The organism is Acidimicrobiales bacterium, assembly GCA_033344915.1.
GTDB lineage: Bacteria > Actinomycetota > Acidimicrobiia > Acidimicrobiales > Aldehydirespiratoraceae > JAJRXC01.
Genome location: JAWPML010000001.1, coordinates 2,115,741 through 2,131,836 on the forward strand (window position 1 = coordinate 2,115,741; position 16,096 = coordinate 2,131,836).

At 65.4% G+C, this 16,096-nt stretch carries 9 protein-coding genes, 1 tRNA gene and 1 pseudogene; 3 read left to right on the plus strand and 8 right to left on the minus strand.

Annotated elements, in window-relative coordinates; all coding sequences use genetic code 11:
• Window positions 1-581 precede the first annotated feature (581 nt).
• The 4 genes from R8F63_10375 to R8F63_10390 all read right to left on the minus strand — a co-directional run bounded on the left by R8F63_10375 (window position 582) and on the right by R8F63_10390 (window position 9,947).
• Window positions 582-7,163 carry an RHS repeat-associated core domain-containing protein gene (locus R8F63_10375; GenBank protein ID MDW3219006.1) on the minus strand — a complete coding sequence of 2,194 codons (6,582 nt, stop codon included), beginning with the start codon at window positions 7,161-7,163 and terminating at the stop codon, window positions 582-584.
• 541 nt (window positions 7,164-7,704) lie between these two features.
• Window positions 7,705-8,097 carry a hypothetical protein gene (locus R8F63_10380; GenBank protein MDW3219007.1) on the minus strand — a complete coding sequence of 131 codons (393 nt, stop codon included), beginning with the start codon at window positions 8,095-8,097 and terminating at the stop codon, window positions 7,705-7,707.
• A gap of 389 nt (window positions 8,098-8,486) precedes the next feature.
• Window positions 8,487-9,794 (minus strand): IS256 family transposase, encoded by a 1,308-nt coding sequence (locus tag R8F63_10385; protein ID MDW3219008.1) that lies wholly within the window; start codon window positions 9,792-9,794, stop codon window positions 8,487-8,489.
• A 27-nt stretch (window positions 9,795-9,821) separates the two neighbouring features.
• Window positions 9,822-9,947 (minus strand): hypothetical protein, encoded by a 126-nt coding sequence (locus R8F63_10390; GenBank protein ID MDW3219009.1) that lies wholly within the window; start codon window positions 9,945-9,947, stop codon window positions 9,822-9,824.
• 965 nt (window positions 9,948-10,912) lie between these two features.
• Here R8F63_10390 and R8F63_10395 point away from each other — a divergent pair.
• Window positions 10,913-11,322, plus strand: a pseudogene (locus R8F63_10395) (integrase core domain-containing protein).
• Between the two features lie 241 nt (window positions 11,323-11,563).
• Here R8F63_10395 and R8F63_10400 read toward each other — a convergent pair.
• A tRNA-Val gene (locus R8F63_10400) sits at window positions 11,564-11,637 on the minus strand.
• A 59-nt stretch (window positions 11,638-11,696) separates the two neighbouring features.
• A complete protein-coding gene (locus tag R8F63_10405; protein ID MDW3219010.1) occupies window positions 11,697-12,398 on the minus strand; it encodes a hypothetical protein in 702 nt (233 codons plus the stop codon).
• Between the two features lie 129 nt (window positions 12,399-12,527).
• Between R8F63_10405 and R8F63_10410 the strand changes: the two genes are divergently transcribed.
• Together R8F63_10410 and R8F63_10415 are read left to right on the plus strand one after the other, a co-directional pair.
• The gene (locus tag R8F63_10410; protein MDW3219011.1) at window positions 12,528-13,139 is read left to right on the plus strand and encodes a TetR/AcrR family transcriptional regulator; all 612 of its coding nucleotides are present in this window, start codon (window positions 12,528-12,530) and stop codon (window positions 13,137-13,139) included.
• Window positions 13,140-13,141: 2 nt separating this feature from the next.
• Window positions 13,142-13,906 carry a siderophore-interacting protein gene (locus R8F63_10415; GenBank protein ID MDW3219012.1) on the plus strand — a complete coding sequence of 255 codons (765 nt, stop codon included), beginning with the start codon at window positions 13,142-13,144 and terminating at the stop codon, window positions 13,904-13,906.
• Here R8F63_10415 and R8F63_10420 read toward each other — a convergent pair.
• Window positions 13,903-15,315: an amidase family protein gene (locus tag R8F63_10420; protein ID MDW3219013.1), complete on the minus strand. Its 1,413-nt coding sequence runs from the start codon at window positions 15,313-15,315 to the stop codon at window positions 13,903-13,905. The genes R8F63_10415 and R8F63_10420 overlap by 4 nt on opposite strands.
• A 69-nt stretch (window positions 15,316-15,384) precedes the next feature.
• Entirely contained in the window at window positions 15,385-16,074 is a 690-nt protein-coding gene (locus tag R8F63_10425; GenBank protein MDW3219014.1) for a phosphotransferase, read from the minus strand.
• Window positions 16,075-16,096: the final 22 nt, after the last annotated feature.

The following is a 16,096-nucleotide window of genomic DNA, read 5'->3' on the forward strand; positions in this document are numbered from 1 at the left end:
CAACGCGCACCGCACCACGTCATCGGCACGATGCCCATCCTTGCCGAGGCACACGCCTCGAATCGAGAACATCAACCAAACCGGGGGGCAGACCCCCTAGCGCGCGGTAGTCCCGCCCGAACCGTCGACGGTGCGCTCTCTTATCGCCGTCCGGATCAACTCCGAAGCCCGTTCAAGCTTCCGGCAGACTCGATGGTCTGACAACCAGCCGGCGTAGGCCCCGCTAAGAAGGATGACCTCCGATCCGTCGTGGAGGTTGGCGACAAGGCTGTAGGGCGCAGCGACGGGATCTCTACCGAGGTCTACGATTCGATCAGCCGCAATCCATCCACTCCGAGGAATGGCCCGGCGAACACCGCGACTACTGACCAATGCAGTAGTGGCAATAGGGATAAAGGAGCCAACGGCTAAGAAGGCTGGCACCATAAAGATCGCGAGAGCGGGACTGCCCTCGCCCAACGCCGCAGAGAGGCAGAAGAGGAGCGCCACGCCGCCATAGCAAAGAGCCCACGCAGCGGAGTAGACCGGTCGCGCGAGAATCGCGGCCACATTGAAGACGCGTATCACCATCGCCCGATAGCCTAACCGCTAGCGATAGTCTCGTTGGCCAGCTCAGCGGCCTTCCGCACTACCCAGTTCACGAGCCTCTGCGTCGCTGTGTCGTCTAGTGTGTCCAAGGCGACAGCCGGGCCCTGAGCTCTGAACACGGCGTAAATTCCGGCGGTTTGTGCGGGCAGTTCACCGGCCGCGGCCGTGGCTGGTGCTAGGAAGCCCGCAGTGCTTCCGATTACCATTCCTTCGACGAACTCGCCCGCAAACTCTTCCTTCGTCATCGTCCCGCACGATGCACCCTGATAGCAGTCGATTGCTTCGGTGGTCGCTATCTGCGTCATCGCACCGACGCTACCCCCGATCACAACTACGCAGACTGCAGTTGCGAGGGTACACGCCGCAACAGCGCCTGTTGCCGCGATGGCGACAACGAACGTCTGCCCCGCCTTAATACCGAGATCAGTGAGGAAGTCGCCCAGATCTCCGCTGTACTCCTGCTTTCCGTCCAGTACCCACGCGATGGCTGCATCCTCAGCGATGATCCGTGGTATCGCTCGATCCTGCCCCGCGTTGATAACAATGTTGGGGTTGTCGGTCGTTCCTGTGAACGCGCTGAGAGCGATCTCCAATATCTGGGCATCGGTGCAACGCGAAAGGTCACCCGAGTAGCACTGCTGCTTCCTCTCCTCCAGGAAGCGCATGTCCGCCTCATCACACCCTGGACACAGTCCTGTTTGGTCGGTGTAGTTGGTGGGATTGTTGAGGGCGTAGCCGTAGGCGTTGGTTGCTTGGGGTCGGGTTTCTTGGCGGAGTGGGTCGGGTTGAGTGAAGAGTCGGGTTGTGGGGTTGTAGTAGCGGGCGTTGAGGTAGGTGAGGTCGGTTGTGGTGTCGTGGTATTGGTTGAGGAATTGGCGTTGGTCGTGGGCGACTTGGGGTGTGTTGATTTGCCAGTGGGCGGTGAGGTCGCCGTACGGGTCGAAGCTGCGGGCGTGCCAGGCGGGGTCGGTGGGTGTGGTGGAGGGGTTGTCGTCGACGAGTATGGCGGTGGAGCCTTGGTTGTTGCCGAACGTGTATTGGAGGTCGGTGAGTAGCGAGTTGCGGGTGGCGAGGTGGATGCTGCCGGTGCTGTAGCTGCGTACGGTTGCGGGGAGCCATCCTGCTGCGAGCGCGACTTGGGTATCGTCGAGGTAGAGGCGGATGGTGCCGTCGGGTTCCTTGGTGTACCAACGTTGCCCGCTTGCGTCGTAGGCGTACTCGGTGTCTTGGCCGTTGACGGTGGCGGTGGCGAGGCGGTCTTGGGCGTCGTAGTCGAAACTGCGGGTAGTGGTGCCGGTGTCGTGGGTCTTGAGGTTGCCGTTGTCGTAGTAGGTGAAGGTGTCGTGGGTGACGCCGCCGATCCAGATGTAGTTGGGTTGGTGATCGGCGTTGGACGTTGAGGCGGACCCGTAGCGGTATTGCTGGTCGTTGGCGCCGGATGTGGTGGTGTTGTCGATGACCCAGGTGAGCTGGGAGTGGCTGTTGTAGGTGAAGTCTTCGTGGAATCCGGTGACGTTGGGGTTGTTGGGGTTGCCGCAGGTTGTGGCGGTGGTTTGCCAGCGTTGAACAAGTCGGCCGGCGTTGTCGTTTTCGAAGCACTCCTTGTTCTGGAAGATCCCGCCGACGCCGCGGTGGATGTATTCGAGGCTGCCGGCGTCGTCGTAGGCGTAGACCTCGTTTTGCATCGTGTAGGTGGTTGCGGGCGCGGTCGCGGTGGTGTTGAGTGTGAGCCCAGAGAGCCGCCCGGTGTCGGTGTCGAAGCTGCGGATGCGTTCGATGATGTTGCCGGCTTGGCCGTGGGTGGTGGTCCAGGGCCGACCGAGGTCGTCATAGCGGGTACTGGCGAGATACGTGTCGCTGCTGTAGGTGCCGTCGCCGATGACGGTGTCGAGCCGTCCGGCGTTGTCGTAGGTGTACTTGACGGTTTCGGCGTTGAGGCCGCTGCTTGCGGGGTAGGTACGTGACGCGAGCGTGCCGTCGTCGTTGTAGACGCTATCGAAGTCGTAGTACGACGCGAAGCCGCCGATCGCGGGGATGTCCCATCGAACCGTTTCCGGTCGACCGGCGGCGTCGCGGCTGCGGACGTCGCGCAAGAAGGTGCCTTGGTCGGTGTAGGAGAACTCGCGGTCGAGGCGCGCCTTGTTGGGGTCGTACACCCATTCGGCGAGGCGGCCGTTGCCGACGGTGTTGCCGATGTTGTGGTCCCACCGGCGCACGGGCCGGTTGGCGTTGTCGTAGCTGGTACGGATGTCGTTGCTGACGTCGGGGTTGTCGTCCTCGACGCGGATGATGTTCCCGTTGCGGTCGGTTTCGAAGCGGGTGGTGCCGCGGTCGGTGTCGGTGACGGAGTATTGGCGGCCCGTCCAGGACGGGTTTGTGCCCGGCTGGGTGTGCCAGTACGTGTAGTCGTAGACGATGTTGGTTCGCACTGAGCTGGGGTCGGTGACCGAGGTCAGACGGCCGTGGATGTCATAGGTGTATTCGGGGCTGGCGGCGCCGTCGTCGATGCTGGCCGTGAGGCCGCGCCGGTTGTAGGTGGTGGTGACGGTGTTGTTCTCGGGGTCGGTGACGACGACCTTGTCGGGGTGATTGTCGAACGTCGTGGTCGCGGCGAGGGTGGTGCCGTTGTAGCGGTGAGTGTCGGTGATGCGGCCAAGGCCGTCGTAGTCGTTGTGATACGAGATCTCGACCCCGGTGAGGTTCGCGAGCGGGATCGGTTCGTCAGTCACGCTCGACCAGTGGAACGGTTCGGTTTGGTACTCGACACGTCCCGCGGAGTCGTAGTTGGTCGCGGTCACGACGGTGCCCGAGAAGGGGCCGTTGCCGTCGAAGTTCGTTGCTGGGTCGTTGTCGCCGAAGACTTGTTGGAGTCGGCCGAGCCCGTCGTAGTGACTGTAGCGGTCGACGTACACGTCGTCTGCGGCGGTGGTCGTGTTGTTGTCGTCGTGCAGGCGTTGGACGTGAACAGTCGTGAAGTTGGTGCCGTTCGGGTTGGTGTATGGGAACCAGCCGTCTTCGGTGTAGGTGATGATCGCGTCGACCCCGTCGGAGTGGGCGTGATCGATCTCGAGCGGGCGGCCCAGACGGTCGTAGTCGGTGGTCGTCGTGAGCCCATCGACATCGGTCGTGGTCTTGATGGAGCCTCGTCCGCGGGTGAACGTCGCCGTGGATGTCAGCGCCAGAGCGCCGGAGCCGGGATCGACCGTGGTCGTGATCTGGGTGATGAACCCCTCGGTCACGGTCGGGGTGATCGACGTTTCAGTGTTGCGGGCATCGAAGGTTGCGGTGACGTGCCCGTAGCCCGAGGTGGTGGGTGAATCGTCGTACTCCGTCTTGGTTTCGGAGTAGGTGGTGTCGTTGTCGTAGACGCGAACCTTGGTCCGGTTCAGTTTGGTGTTCTGATCGAATGTCGCGCCGGACGCGGTTGTGCTGCCGTCATAGAACAGCAGTGTGCGGCTGATCTTGGACCCCGTACAGCTGGTGCCTTCATAGGAACGGACCTGGTAGGGCGCGGCGACATGGCGGGCGCCGAAGTTCCAGGTGTCATAGGAGTGATAGTCGGTTCGTGTGCAGGTCGCGTCGGTCGAGCTGCCCGATGTCGGCTCGTTGACGACCTCCACGACGCGGCGGTCGACGACGTCTCGGGTGACCCGCGAGGTCCAGGTCGACCCGGTTGAGGTTTCGCGTGAGTTCCAGGTTGTTTCGGGATGCACGAACCACACGTCGGGGTTGGTGTGCTCGGCGATGCGTTCATAGCCGGTGGTGGTCCAATCGACCGGGTCGTAGGTTCCGTTGGTTGAGACGCTGCTCCACACGGTTCGCACACGGCCCGCGAACTCTTCAGGATCGGCGACCGAGGTGCCGGGAAGGTTGACGCCCAACCCGCGATGCATCAGGAAGTCGGTGCGCTGCTGTTCATCGGTGCTGTTGCCGACGATCACGGTGGCGTCGGCGTAGCCCCGCCACTGCGAATATGACTGCTGTCCGCTGGGCACGTACGGGTTGTCATCATCGGCCCAACCCGCACCCGCGTTGGGCACTGCGTTGGCGTCGTCGTAGGTGTAGGTCGTGAGCACCGGCTCTGCGTTGGCGACGTTGGACTTCTGCGTCACGGTCTCCACGAGCCACTTGTTGAACACGCGAAAGCCCGGTTGACCCGATGACGGCACGACCCACTTCGGGAAGCAATCGTTGGTGTTCGCAGACCACGCCGGCGACGGCGGGTCCTGAAGCTGCCCGGCCGTGCAGGGGCTGTGCTGGCCATAGTCGATCACGATCGTCCCGCCCATCGACACGTCCCAGATCGTGTCGAGACGGTAGATGTTCAGCGGTGTCGGAATCGCCGTCGCGAGGTTCTGGCGAACGCTATGGCCAAACGTTGTCACCCTTGTCGCCAATGCGGAACCCTCATCACCAAATGGTTCGTGCGAGATGAAGCTCAGCAGCATCCGGTCGAGCGTTTCGGTCGAGTAGTGGGTGTAGTGCGGGTTCAGAGTGAACGTGTCAACCGTGCGATACCCAGAACCGCTCTCGTTTTGCACGTTGATCTCGATCGACCCGAGCCGGGTCTTTTCCCAAAATGTCGGCGTGGTTTCGGTGCAAACGCCTCCGGTGTTGTCGCAATCAAGATCGTCGGGCCAGTACTGCGTGCCGCCGTCCTCGCGCAGCGCGTAGGGGAACTCGATCTCCACCGCCGCGGCGGACGACGGGGCCGAGGTCTGCTTGCCGTACTCGATTCTGGTGAGCCGAGCCGCACGGTCGTACTTGAAGTTGGCCCCAGCCAGGCTGAAGTAGTTCGCCATGCCGTCGTAGTCGTAAGTGATCCAGTTGCCGTGCACGTCGGTCACTGCGTCCAGGCGCCACTCATACGCCTGATAGCACGGGCCCCAAAGCCCGTTGCACGGCTCGCCGGCATCATCGCCGAACACCGGCGCGGTCAGTGTCGAGTTGTAGTGCTCGTTGAACCGACCAAAGAAGTAGCGGGTGCCATCGGGAACCGCGACCACCCAGAACTCCTGATCGTTGTCGTCATACTGCGACGCCGACGACGCGTTCGCGCCCAGGCTTCCCCAGTAGCGGTAGATGTTCCAGCCGTTGTCGTTGACCAAACGCCACTCATCGGCCTCAGTGCCGTGCGAGTCGACCTTCACCAACTCACCCGACTGGCCGTTCAACACGATGGTCGCGTTGTCTGAGTGCCAACACCACGCATCGGTCAGTACGGAACTCCCATCCTGGCCGCACGACCAATAGTTCCGCCGAATCGACCCGATCGGGAAGTCCCAACCCAACCCGGCCGACGGAGCCTGGCCGTTCTCGTTCAACGTCACCCGATCAACCGCCGACGACGCATACGACAACCGCAGATCTGGGACCAAACCTCCGGCGACATCGGGCACCGGTATCGGGAACGCCCAACTGAAGTTGCCCGAACCCGGTGACACAGACCACTCACCCAGCTGCGCCTGCGGCACCGCCCCCAAATTGCCGGCCTCATCGCCCGATGACCCCGATGACATCGCCAAAATCACCCCGCCGCCCGCCACCGGCGAGGACGGCACAGCACCCTGCGCCAACACCGCCGACGACAGACTTGCCAAGCGCTCCCCGAATGCCGACGCACCGGCCAAAGACCCATCAGGGGTTGGCGCTTCCTCGGGATCAGCGGCGGCCCCGTCTACGGCATCCGCGTCAGTCACGCCAGACTCAGGTTCGCCCTCCGCCGCGGTCTCGGGCTCGGTATCGCTGGGGTCGGCCGCACTGGCATCGTCGATGGCCGCCTCGGTTGTCGCGCTCTCGACGCGAAGCCGCTGCGTCGCGTCACGCTGCGCCTCGGCTTCGAGCACGGGAACCTGCACGTCGAAATCGGACTCCCTCGCGGCCACAACATCACGCGATGACGTCACCAGCTCGCTCAACCCGTCCAAACGAAACGAAACCGTCTCCGCGAAACGGTCATGTGCCAACAACTCCGCAGACAACTCCACCGGCACCGAACACAAGACATCCTTAGGACGCTCCGAAACACACTCCGGATACATCCGAACCACCATGCGATCCCAGAACCCCCAACCCCCCGCATCAGCAAACTCGCCATACGAAACCGTCACGACACCCGCGGACGGATCCTCGACCCGCACCACCAACGGCACCCCCGACAACCCGGACTTCTCAGCATCGAGAACCTCGACAGCCACATCAACCAGAGCGGACTCACCACGACGATCATCAACAACGACAACCGGCCCGAGCCCCGGCTCCAACGGCCCCGGCTCCGGCAAATCCAAACGCGGCGCGGCCCGTTCAACCTCGCCCTCCGCTGTCACAACATCAACGGGCTGCCCCTCAACATGACCGCCCGGCCCGTCCACCACCGGACGACCCAACTCCGCCAACGACGTCCCCGGCACATCAAGAAACGCCTCATTATCCGGCGCACCCTCCGAGGAACCAGGCTCGCCAAGCATCGAACGAACCGCAGCCTCACGTTCCGCATCCGACTGAGCGCTGACACCCACCGGCGACAACACCGCCGCAGCAACCGCCAAAACCACCAACAACCAGATACGCCGCATCGAACGCAGCCCCTTCCGCCTCGACCCCGCCGGTCACCCCGAAGGCCAGCACATCAATCCAGTTCCGTCAACGAGTCACCACCAGCGACGGCCGAGCGACCTCAACTGGAGCCGCCAGCTGCCGCCGCGGATCAGCCTCCCGCAGCGCACAATCGGTCTTGTGCGACGTGTCCCCCATCGACGGTGGTTCAAACAACGCTCACAAGGTGTCGAAATTGTGGGCCGTACTGGACTTGAACCAGTGACCTCTGCCGTGTGAAGGCTTCAGCATCAGCCCGAGACCTGCGATTGCACCCAATCGAGTGTCGTCCCGTCCGGCGAATCCGGCCGAGTACGTGGAGTAGATGGGATACGGGATGGGATGGAGCCGGGTCGCCGGGAGGCTCACCTCCCGGCGACCTCAACTCCAGAAGGCCATCTTGAACACCCTGACCGTGCACTACAGCGACCGAATCGCCGACCACATCCGATGAACACCACCACGCCCGGATACACAGAAAATCTGACAGACCCGCCGATACACGAAATTCCTGACAGTCCTCTAGTGCAGGAGGCCGTGCCACGGACCGAGCGAGTGCGTGGTCGCGAACTCCCAAGCTTTGAGGAAGTCGGTTCGCGTGAGCCGACCTGCCTCCATTGCTGAAGGCCAGTTCTGGAAGCGGTCGAGGATCTCCCGCAGTGGCGTCCGCTTGCGCGACAGCGAATCGAGAAACGCTGCCTCGTACGGTGCATCCGGAATGGCCAGCCGATTCCTTCCTGGTTTCTTGGTGAGGCTGTCGATGATCATGGATTCGCTGAGCTCGATCTTTCGGGCGGACCAACCGGTCTCGGGGGCGAGCTCGTAGAGGTCCACATCAACACCGACGCTCTCCATGCTCGGCCATTCGGCACGCGGCCCGGCGACCCAGAGGTAGTCCCAGTGTGACGGGTCCACCCGCCTCAGCTTCAGAGATGTCGCCTTTAGGGGGAGGGCGCCTCGCATCGAAGCTGTCGTCCGGTCCTGGTCGACTTCAATGCCAACTCCCAAGAGCCACTCGCCGCGCTGCTCGCCGCTCGGCAAGACGTATGCCGGCGAACGGACCAGGTGCAGCTCCTCGATGTCACACTCGCCGAGATCAGCGGGTCACGAAACCCGGGCATCCCATGCACCCGTTCGACTCAGGACGTCGACGACGAACTCCGTGCTAGCCAACGGTCTCTCCGGCTCCGATCAGGTAGACATCAAACCAATCCGGAAACCCGTCAAGGCCCACTTGCACCTCAAGAGCAGGGACTGGAGCAATCGGGACTGCTGAACGGTGTGTGTAACCGGGGCGGTCATGGTTATTGGTTGGCGGCGGCCAGGCGGTCGCCGTAGTGGATGGTCAAGGTGTTCAGGATGGACTTCCATCCGTTGATTCGTCCAGTGGGGTTCTGGCGGTTCTTCCGCCCCTCGATCGCGGTCAGGTAGAGCACCTTCAGCGCGGCCTGCTCGGTCGGGAAATGCCCCCGCCGAACCGCTGCCTTTCGGAACCGAGCATTCAAGCTCTCGATCGCGTTCGTCGAGTACACGATCTTGCGGAGCTCGGCAGGGAACTCGAGGAACGGCACGAAGTCGTCCCAGGCGTCGCGCCAGGCCTTGATCATCGCCGGGTAGGTGTCGTCCCAGTCGTCGGCGAAATCGGTGAAGGCAGTCTCGGCGGCGTCGAGGCTCGGGGCGGTGTAGATCGTCTTGAGCTGCTTGGTGACCTGGCCCCGGTGCTTCTTCGACGCGTAACGCAGCGAGTTGCGCACGAGGTGCACGACGCAGAGCTGCACGTCGACGAGGGGCCAGGTCGCCCGGGCCGAGTCGGGCAGGCCCTTGAGCCCGTCGCAGCACAGCACCAGCACGTCGTTGACGCCACGGTTCTTGAGTTCGGCGAACACGCCGAGCCAGAACTTCGGTGACTCCCCGCCGGTGGGGCCGACCCACAAGCCGAGGACGTCGCGTTTGCCGTCGAGGTTGACGCCCATCACCACATACACGAGGCGGTTGGAGACCGTGCCGTCGCGGATCTTGATCCGGATCCCGTCAACCAGCAGCACCGGATACACCGCGTCGAGCGGCCGGCTCTGCCAGGACTCCATGTCGGCGACAATCGCGTCGGTGATCCGACTGATCGTCGACGGATCCACCTGCTGGTCATAGACGTCGAACAGGTGCGACGCGATGTCACCGGTGGTGAGCCCCTTGGCATACAGCGAGATCACCATCTGATCGAGCCCCGAAAGACGCCGCTGCCCAACCGGCACCGTGACCGGCTCGAACGTGCCGCCTCGATCACGCGGCACCGCAACGCGGACGTCGCCGACCTCGGTGCGCACCGTCTTGGGGTAGTGACCGTTGCGAGAGTTCCCGCTGCCCCGGCCCTCGACGGCGTGGGGTTCATAGCCGAGATGATCGGTGATCTCGGCCTCCAACGCGGTCTGCAGCACCTGCTGCACAAGCCCCGTCAACAACCCGCCATCGCCAGTCAGCGAGACGCCCTCGGCGCGGGCCTGATCAACCAGCCGATCCGCAACCAGCGCCATCGACGCGTCGCGAGGCAACGCCAACGCCGGCGACGACTCCATCACCTCGATCGTCGGCTCGAGTTCATCATCAGAGTTCATTGCAGTGATCCTTCCCGGACCACGACCTCACGCCGCGGACCAGATCGGACCACCCCACTTACACACTCCCTGCAACAGTCCCAGCTGACGATGGCCCTCCTCAAGCTTGCGGATGATCTGCTCCGGCGTATGCCGGCGGCGCTTCTTGGTCATGGTCATTGATGCTCTCTCTGTTCAGAGTCGCACACCAACCGGACCACTACCCGGGGCCCACCTCACCGGGGTCTACGTCACAGTCCCTGCTCCGACCTGCCCATCTGCAGAACTCCCGAACGACCCAGCGTGGTCATTCGGCGCGCGTTTCGGACAGTTTCGAAAGCGCCGAAACGCGTCCGCTAGCTCGGAAGGCGGCGGTGTGGCCGTCGCGATGAAGCTCAGCCCGATTTACACGATCCCGCCAGACGTATAGGCGGATGGCAGAGTCGGGGTGAAGGTCTGCGGAGGTCGCCGTGCTACGGCCAAGTTGCGCGTACCAGATCACTCGAACCTGGCCGTCCGACATCCAGGCGAGCAGCGCGGAGATCGGGGGGCTCCCGACCTTCGTCGACTGCGCTGTCGGTCTCGCGTAGAGCGGCACGATGCTCTCGTACGGCGCGGCGATACGGACGGCACGCCCGTCCACCTGCCGCTCGGCATCTCTAGCGAAACTGAGCGAGTAGAGTATCAGGCCAGCCGTACCTACTGCGCCAACCAGAAACGCCCCCGCTAGCGAAGAGCCAGTTGAGGCACCAGTTACTGTTCGGAATCCGATCAGTGACAACGAGAGGCCGACTACGACTGCGAAGGCCGCCATGATCCGAGCGCGCCGGCCCCAGGCTGAACCTCGATCATGGACTAGCTCAACTGACGACATGGCCGTGCCTCCGGCTCAAACCTGCAAGCTACCAATCCGACTCTGCTGTGCAGGACTCATCCGAGCGCCTTGCCCAACGCCACAGTCAACGTGTCGAGCGCCCAAATGAAGAGGTCAAACAATGTGCGGAAGGTTCGCTCGAAGGCGTCGCCCCAGTCGATTCGTTGTCCGTCTCCAGCCACTGAGAGCATCTTCGATAGACCAGAGGTAGTAACGGCGAGCATGCCAGCGACCACGTGCTCCGGCTCTCCCGCCAATAGTCCCGATCGTGGGCTGGGCCATCGATGAACGGATGAAGGCCGCCTCGTCGTTGCGGCCATCGAGATGGCCGTCGCCCGACGAGGCGACGTCGACGGCTGCGTGTTTCACACCGACCGCGGATCGCAGTTTCGCGCCAGGAAAGTCCACCGCTGCCTGACGCGTCACCGCATGGTCGGCTCAATGGGCAACGTCGGCACCGCAGCCGACAACGCCGCCATGGAGTCCTTCTTCTCGCTGCTGCAGAAGAACGTGCTCAACACACGCCGCTGGGACACCCGCGACCAGATCCGCATCGCCATCGTCACCTGGATCGAACGCACCTACCACCAACGCCGACGCCAAGACGCCCTCGGCCGTTTGACCCCCACCGAATACGAACCAATCATGACCCCACAGACGGCCATCGCCGCCTGACCAACCTGTCACCGCTACCCGCGGCAGACCCCGTCGTCGTTGACATCGGCTCTGTCGAGGTCGGAGTGATCTCCGCCGCCGACCTCATCGCCAACAAGCGAGCAGCAGGCCGCCCTCAAGACCTCGTCGACGCCGACATCCTCGCCGAACTCCTCAACGACTTAGACCCGCCCGCAGAGGGACAGTGAGTGGACAGCCCATCACACCCGCGAAATCGGCCCTTGAACAGGGACTATCTCCGTGGGCCGTACTGGACTTGAACCAGTGACCTCTGCCGTGTGAAGGCAGCGCTCTAGCCAACTGAGCTAACGGCCCGGAGCGGACGAGGATACCGGATCCCGGGAGCGACCGGCACGGGCGTCCGCTCCGGCGCGTCAGCCCTCCTCGCGGCTCAGCCGGTAGGAGACCGTGATCACGAAGACCACCCACGTGAGAAAGCCGAGGCCGCCGAACGCCATGGGATACATCTCGCCCTCCACTGCCTGCGGCGTGAGGACAGCGGAGATCATCAGGAGCGCTGCGCCGATCGGGGCGACGACGCCGAAGAACCGGGGCACGAGCCCGATCGCCACGGCCCCGAGGGCGAAGGCCAGGTAGGCGGCGGCGAGGAACGCCGCGTTGAAGCCGAAGACGACTTCGTGCAGCTTCCAGATCGTCCACACGGGGTCGGGCCCGATCGCCTGGGTCTCGAGTGCGACCACGAGCGTGAGCCGGGTCGCAGCCGTCATCGCGAACATCGCCGCAACGCCGCTGAAGGCGAACAGGCCGAGCACGGCCATGGCCGTCTGGCCGTCGCGGTGGATCCGGCGGGCGAGCCCGACGACGAAGACAATGACGAACGGGATCGCGATGACGAATCCGAGCGTTGCCAGGATCACCGGGCCGCGATCGTCGACGAGATGTTCGGCGACCTCCGCGACGTCGGCGTCCGCCCCGGGCTGCACCGAGCCGGTGATGATGTTGGTGATGATGAGCAGCGCACCCCAGACAAGTCCGGCGATGCCGGCCGTGCGGGAGCGACCCAGCCAGGCGGACCCCTTGTCGGGTTCGGTGCTCGTGGTCGTGGTGGTGGTCATGACGAAGTGCCTCCTGTCCCCATGCCTCCGCCTGGCCTCATCGCAGATCTACGGTGGTGCCATCCGGAAGTCACTTGAGTACTATTCTACTGATCTGAACACTATTCCAGTGACTGGAAGGAAGATCAAGTGAACCGTCGCGTCGAGCAAGCCGCCCGCACCCGGCTGGACATCCTGCGCGCCGCTCGCGCGACGTTCGCCCGCGACGGCTACCGGGGAGCGACCATGACCGAGATCGCCGCCGAGGCCGGCGTCTCCGTGCAGACGATCTACGACTCCGTGGGCAACAAGGCGGCGCTCCTCGAACAGATCGTCGACGGGATGGACGCCGAGATCGACATCCCCGAACTCCTCGCCGAACTGCCGACGCTCACCGAACCCCGGGAGCTGATCCGGTGGTCGCTCACCCTCAGCGGCCGCTTCCTCGAGCGGACCGGCGACATCATCCGGGCGCTCGCGACCACCGGTGGCGACGAAGCGATCCTCGCGATCCGCGAGGAGGGACGCAAACGCCACCGCAGCGGCACGCTCCAGGTCGCGACCCGCATCGTCGACCACGCAGGGCTCGACCTCGATGATGCCGAATTCAACCGACGCGCCGCGCTGCTCAGTGTCACGACCGACGTGATGCACATGGTCGAGTTGACCGAGGCCTACGGGTGGACCGTCGACGAGGTTCGCCGCGCCCTGGAGGACATGCTGGTGCCCATGATGACCGCTCCCCCGCCCGGGACCAGCTGACCGTGCCCGACGTTCCGATCCGCAAACCGCCGCCGCCCTTCCGCGCCGTCGAGGTGATCCGCACCGAGCCGTTGACGCCCCGCATGATGCGCGTCGTCGTCGGCGGCGCCGCCCTCGACGGCTTCGGACAACCCGAGCCGGCGTCGTCGATCCGCGTCGTGATCCCGTGGCCCGGCGACGAGTTCGAGCTGCCCGAGTGGACGGGGAACGAGTTCCTGCTGGCCGACGGTCGCCGACCGGCCCTGCGCACGTTCACACCGGTGACGTTCGACGCCGCCGCCTACGAGATGACGTTCGACATCGTGCGCCATCCCGGCGGGGCGATCTCGACCTGGGCGGAGACGGCCGGCCCGGGTGATCCGGTCGCCGTGTCGGGCCCGGGCCGCAGCGAGGTCATCGACCCCGAGGCGAGCCGGGCGATCGTGGTCGGCGACGAGACGGCCATCCCCGCGATCCGTCAGCTGATCGAGACGACGCCCGCGTCGATCGCGCTCGACATCACGATCGAGGTGACGACGCCCGAGGCCGAGCTGCCCCTCCCCGACCGCGACGGGTGCGAGGTGCGCTGGTCCGTGCTCGACCCGACGCACGCCCCGGGTACCGCGCTTCTCCCGCCCGTCGTGGCCGCGGAGATCGGGCCGGACGATCGCGTGTGGGCCGCCGGCGAGGCCGCGGGGGTGCAACGCATCCGCAAGCACCTGAAGGAACGGGACGTCCCCCGTCAACACACGACGGTGCGGGGCTACTGGAAGGTGCCGCGGGACTAACCGAGGTCGGGGGCGATCGGGTCGAATCCGAGCAGGTCCTCGATCCAGGCCGTGGTGACGAGCGTGCCCAGGTCGTCGAGCTGATGCCCGACGATCTGGAGGCCGACGGGCATCCCATCCGCGGTGAACCCCGCGTTGGTGGTGCCGGCCGGGCGCCGGGTGACGTTGAAGCCGTAGGTGTAGCTCACCCACGCGGTCGTCTCCTCGCCGTCGATCGTGCCGTTGCGCTCGGAGACGGGCGTCTGCCCGGCGACCGTCGGCGAGAGCAGCGCGTCGAAGCCGGCCATCGTCTCGGCGAGCCCGATCGACAGGGCCTGGGCCTGACTGCGCGCCGTCTCCACCGAGTCGGGCGTGAGGATGCCGTCGGCGACCGAGAGGATCTCCTGGAGCCCGGGCGTCACCATGGCGAACTGGGCCGGGTCGTTCATCGCCTCCCGGAAGACGGGCACCATGCCGCCGTAGAAGAGGAGGGCGAACGGGCCCATGAGGTCCTCGAACACGGGTCCGACCTCCACCACCTCCACACCGGCATCGGCGATGCGATCGACGGCGGCTCGACAGACACCGTGGATCTCCGAGTCCGGCGCCTGGCCCTCGATCGAGGGCGCCCAGAGCACCCGCTTCGGCGCGTGCGGGTCGGCGAGCGCCTCGCGATACGAACGTGCGGGCGCGTCGAGCGAGCGCAGATCGCCGGGCGCGGGGCCGGCAACGACGTCGAGGGCGAGGGCGACGTCACGGATCCGGCGGGCCATCGGTCCGACCGTCGACAGGTCGCCGGCCCCCATCGGCGCGGGACCACCCGGCACGCGGCCCTGCGACGGCTTGTGGCCAGACATGCCCGTCAGCGCGGACGGGATGCGGATCGAGCCGCCACCATCGGACCCGGTGGCGAGCGGCACCATGCCCGAGGCGATCGCGGACGACGTGCCACCGGAGGAACCACCGGGTGAACGCTCGACGTTCCACGGATTGAGCGTGGCGCCGAACACCGGGTTGTACGTGTCGCCGATCCAACCGGCCTCGGGCGTGTTGGTCTTGCCGAGGACGACGCAGCCGGCCGCCCGCAGGCGAGCGACCTCGGTGGAATCGGCGCTCGCCGGGTCGCGCCCGCCGGTCACGAGCGAGCCGCGGCTCGTGACGAACCCCTTGGCGTCCTCCAGGTCCTTCACGCCGATCGGAATGCCGGCGAGCGGCCCCACGTCCTCCCCCGCCGCGAGCCGGCGGTCGATCGTCGCCGCCTGCGATCGGGCGTCGTCGGCATTGACCGCGACGAAGGCGTTGAGGGTCGGGTTGAGCGCGTCGATCCGTTCGAGCGCGGCGTTGGTGACCTCGGCCGCGCTCAACTCGTGGTCTCTCACCCGGCGGGCAAGCTCCTGGACGGTGAGGGAACGGAAGTCGGGGACGCTCATCGAGGCTCCTCGGGTCTGCGGCGTGCAGCGACAGTAGGCGCGGAGGCCGGAGACGTCAGGCGCCGCGACTCAGTCGTCGATCGCGGCGCGGGCGACGAGCCGGCGGATCGCGTCCGCCTCACTCGGCCGCACGTTGCGGTCGAGCAGGCGCCGGTCGCCGACGACGCGGAGCACGCGCTGCGCCTCGGGCCGGCCGGCGTGGCGCAGAAACGCGCGTACGAAGAGCGATCGGCCGAACTCGAGGAGGCGACGTTCGGGGCCGGTGCTGTCCACCTCGCTGGTGGCGGTGATGACCCAGGTGCTCGCCACGTCCGCCGCGGCCGGGCCGGCCGTGGCGTTGTCCCAGTCGATCACGATCGGTCCGTGCTCGGTGAGCATCACGTTGTCGGGATGGAGGTCGAGATGCAGGAGCGACGGGCCCGGGCCGAAGGGCATCTCGAGGTCGACGTCCGGCAGCGGGATCTCGGCGAGCCGCCGGTGGAGATCGGCCAGGGTCCTGGCGAACGTGAGGACCTTCCACGGCCGGCGGCCGAACTCGTCGAGCATCGTGGGGGCGTCGATCCGCTCCATCACGAGGTCGCCGGCTTCGGCGTGCTCGACCCGCGGCACGGGGTAGCCGTGGTCGTGGAGATGGCGCATCACGGTCGCCGAGAGCGCGGTCGACGCGCCGGTGCGGTTGCGACGCAGGACGAGGCCGCCACCGACGTCGTACACGTCCGCCGCCCGCCCCTCCCCGATCAGCGGCCCCGGTGTGGTCATGGCCGCGACGGTAGTCTCGGCC

What these genes read in the sequence shown, in the direction of transcription:
- R8F63_10375 (MDW3219006.1), bottom strand. Translation starts at nt 7,163, where the DNA reads ATGCGGCGTATCTGGTTGTTGGTGGTTTTGGCGGTTGCTGCGGCGGTG.
- R8F63_10385 (MDW3219008.1), bottom strand. Translation starts at nt 9,794, where the DNA reads ATGAACTCTGATGATGAACTCGAGCCGACGATCGAGGTGATGGAGTCG.
- R8F63_10390 (MDW3219009.1), bottom strand. Translation starts at nt 9,947, where the DNA reads ATGACCAAGAAGCGCCGCCGGCATACGCCGGAGCAGATCATCCGCAAG.
- R8F63_10405 (MDW3219010.1), bottom strand. Translation starts at nt 12,398, where the DNA reads ATGACCACCACCACGACCACGAGCACCGAACCCGACAAGGGGTCCGCC.
- R8F63_10420 (MDW3219013.1), bottom strand. Translation starts at nt 15,315, where the DNA reads ATGAGCGTCCCCGACTTCCGTTCCCTCACCGTCCAGGAGCTTGCCCGC.
- R8F63_10425 (MDW3219014.1), bottom strand. Translation starts at nt 16,074, where the DNA reads ATGACCACACCGGGGCCGCTGATCGGGGAGGGGCGGGCGGCGGACGTG.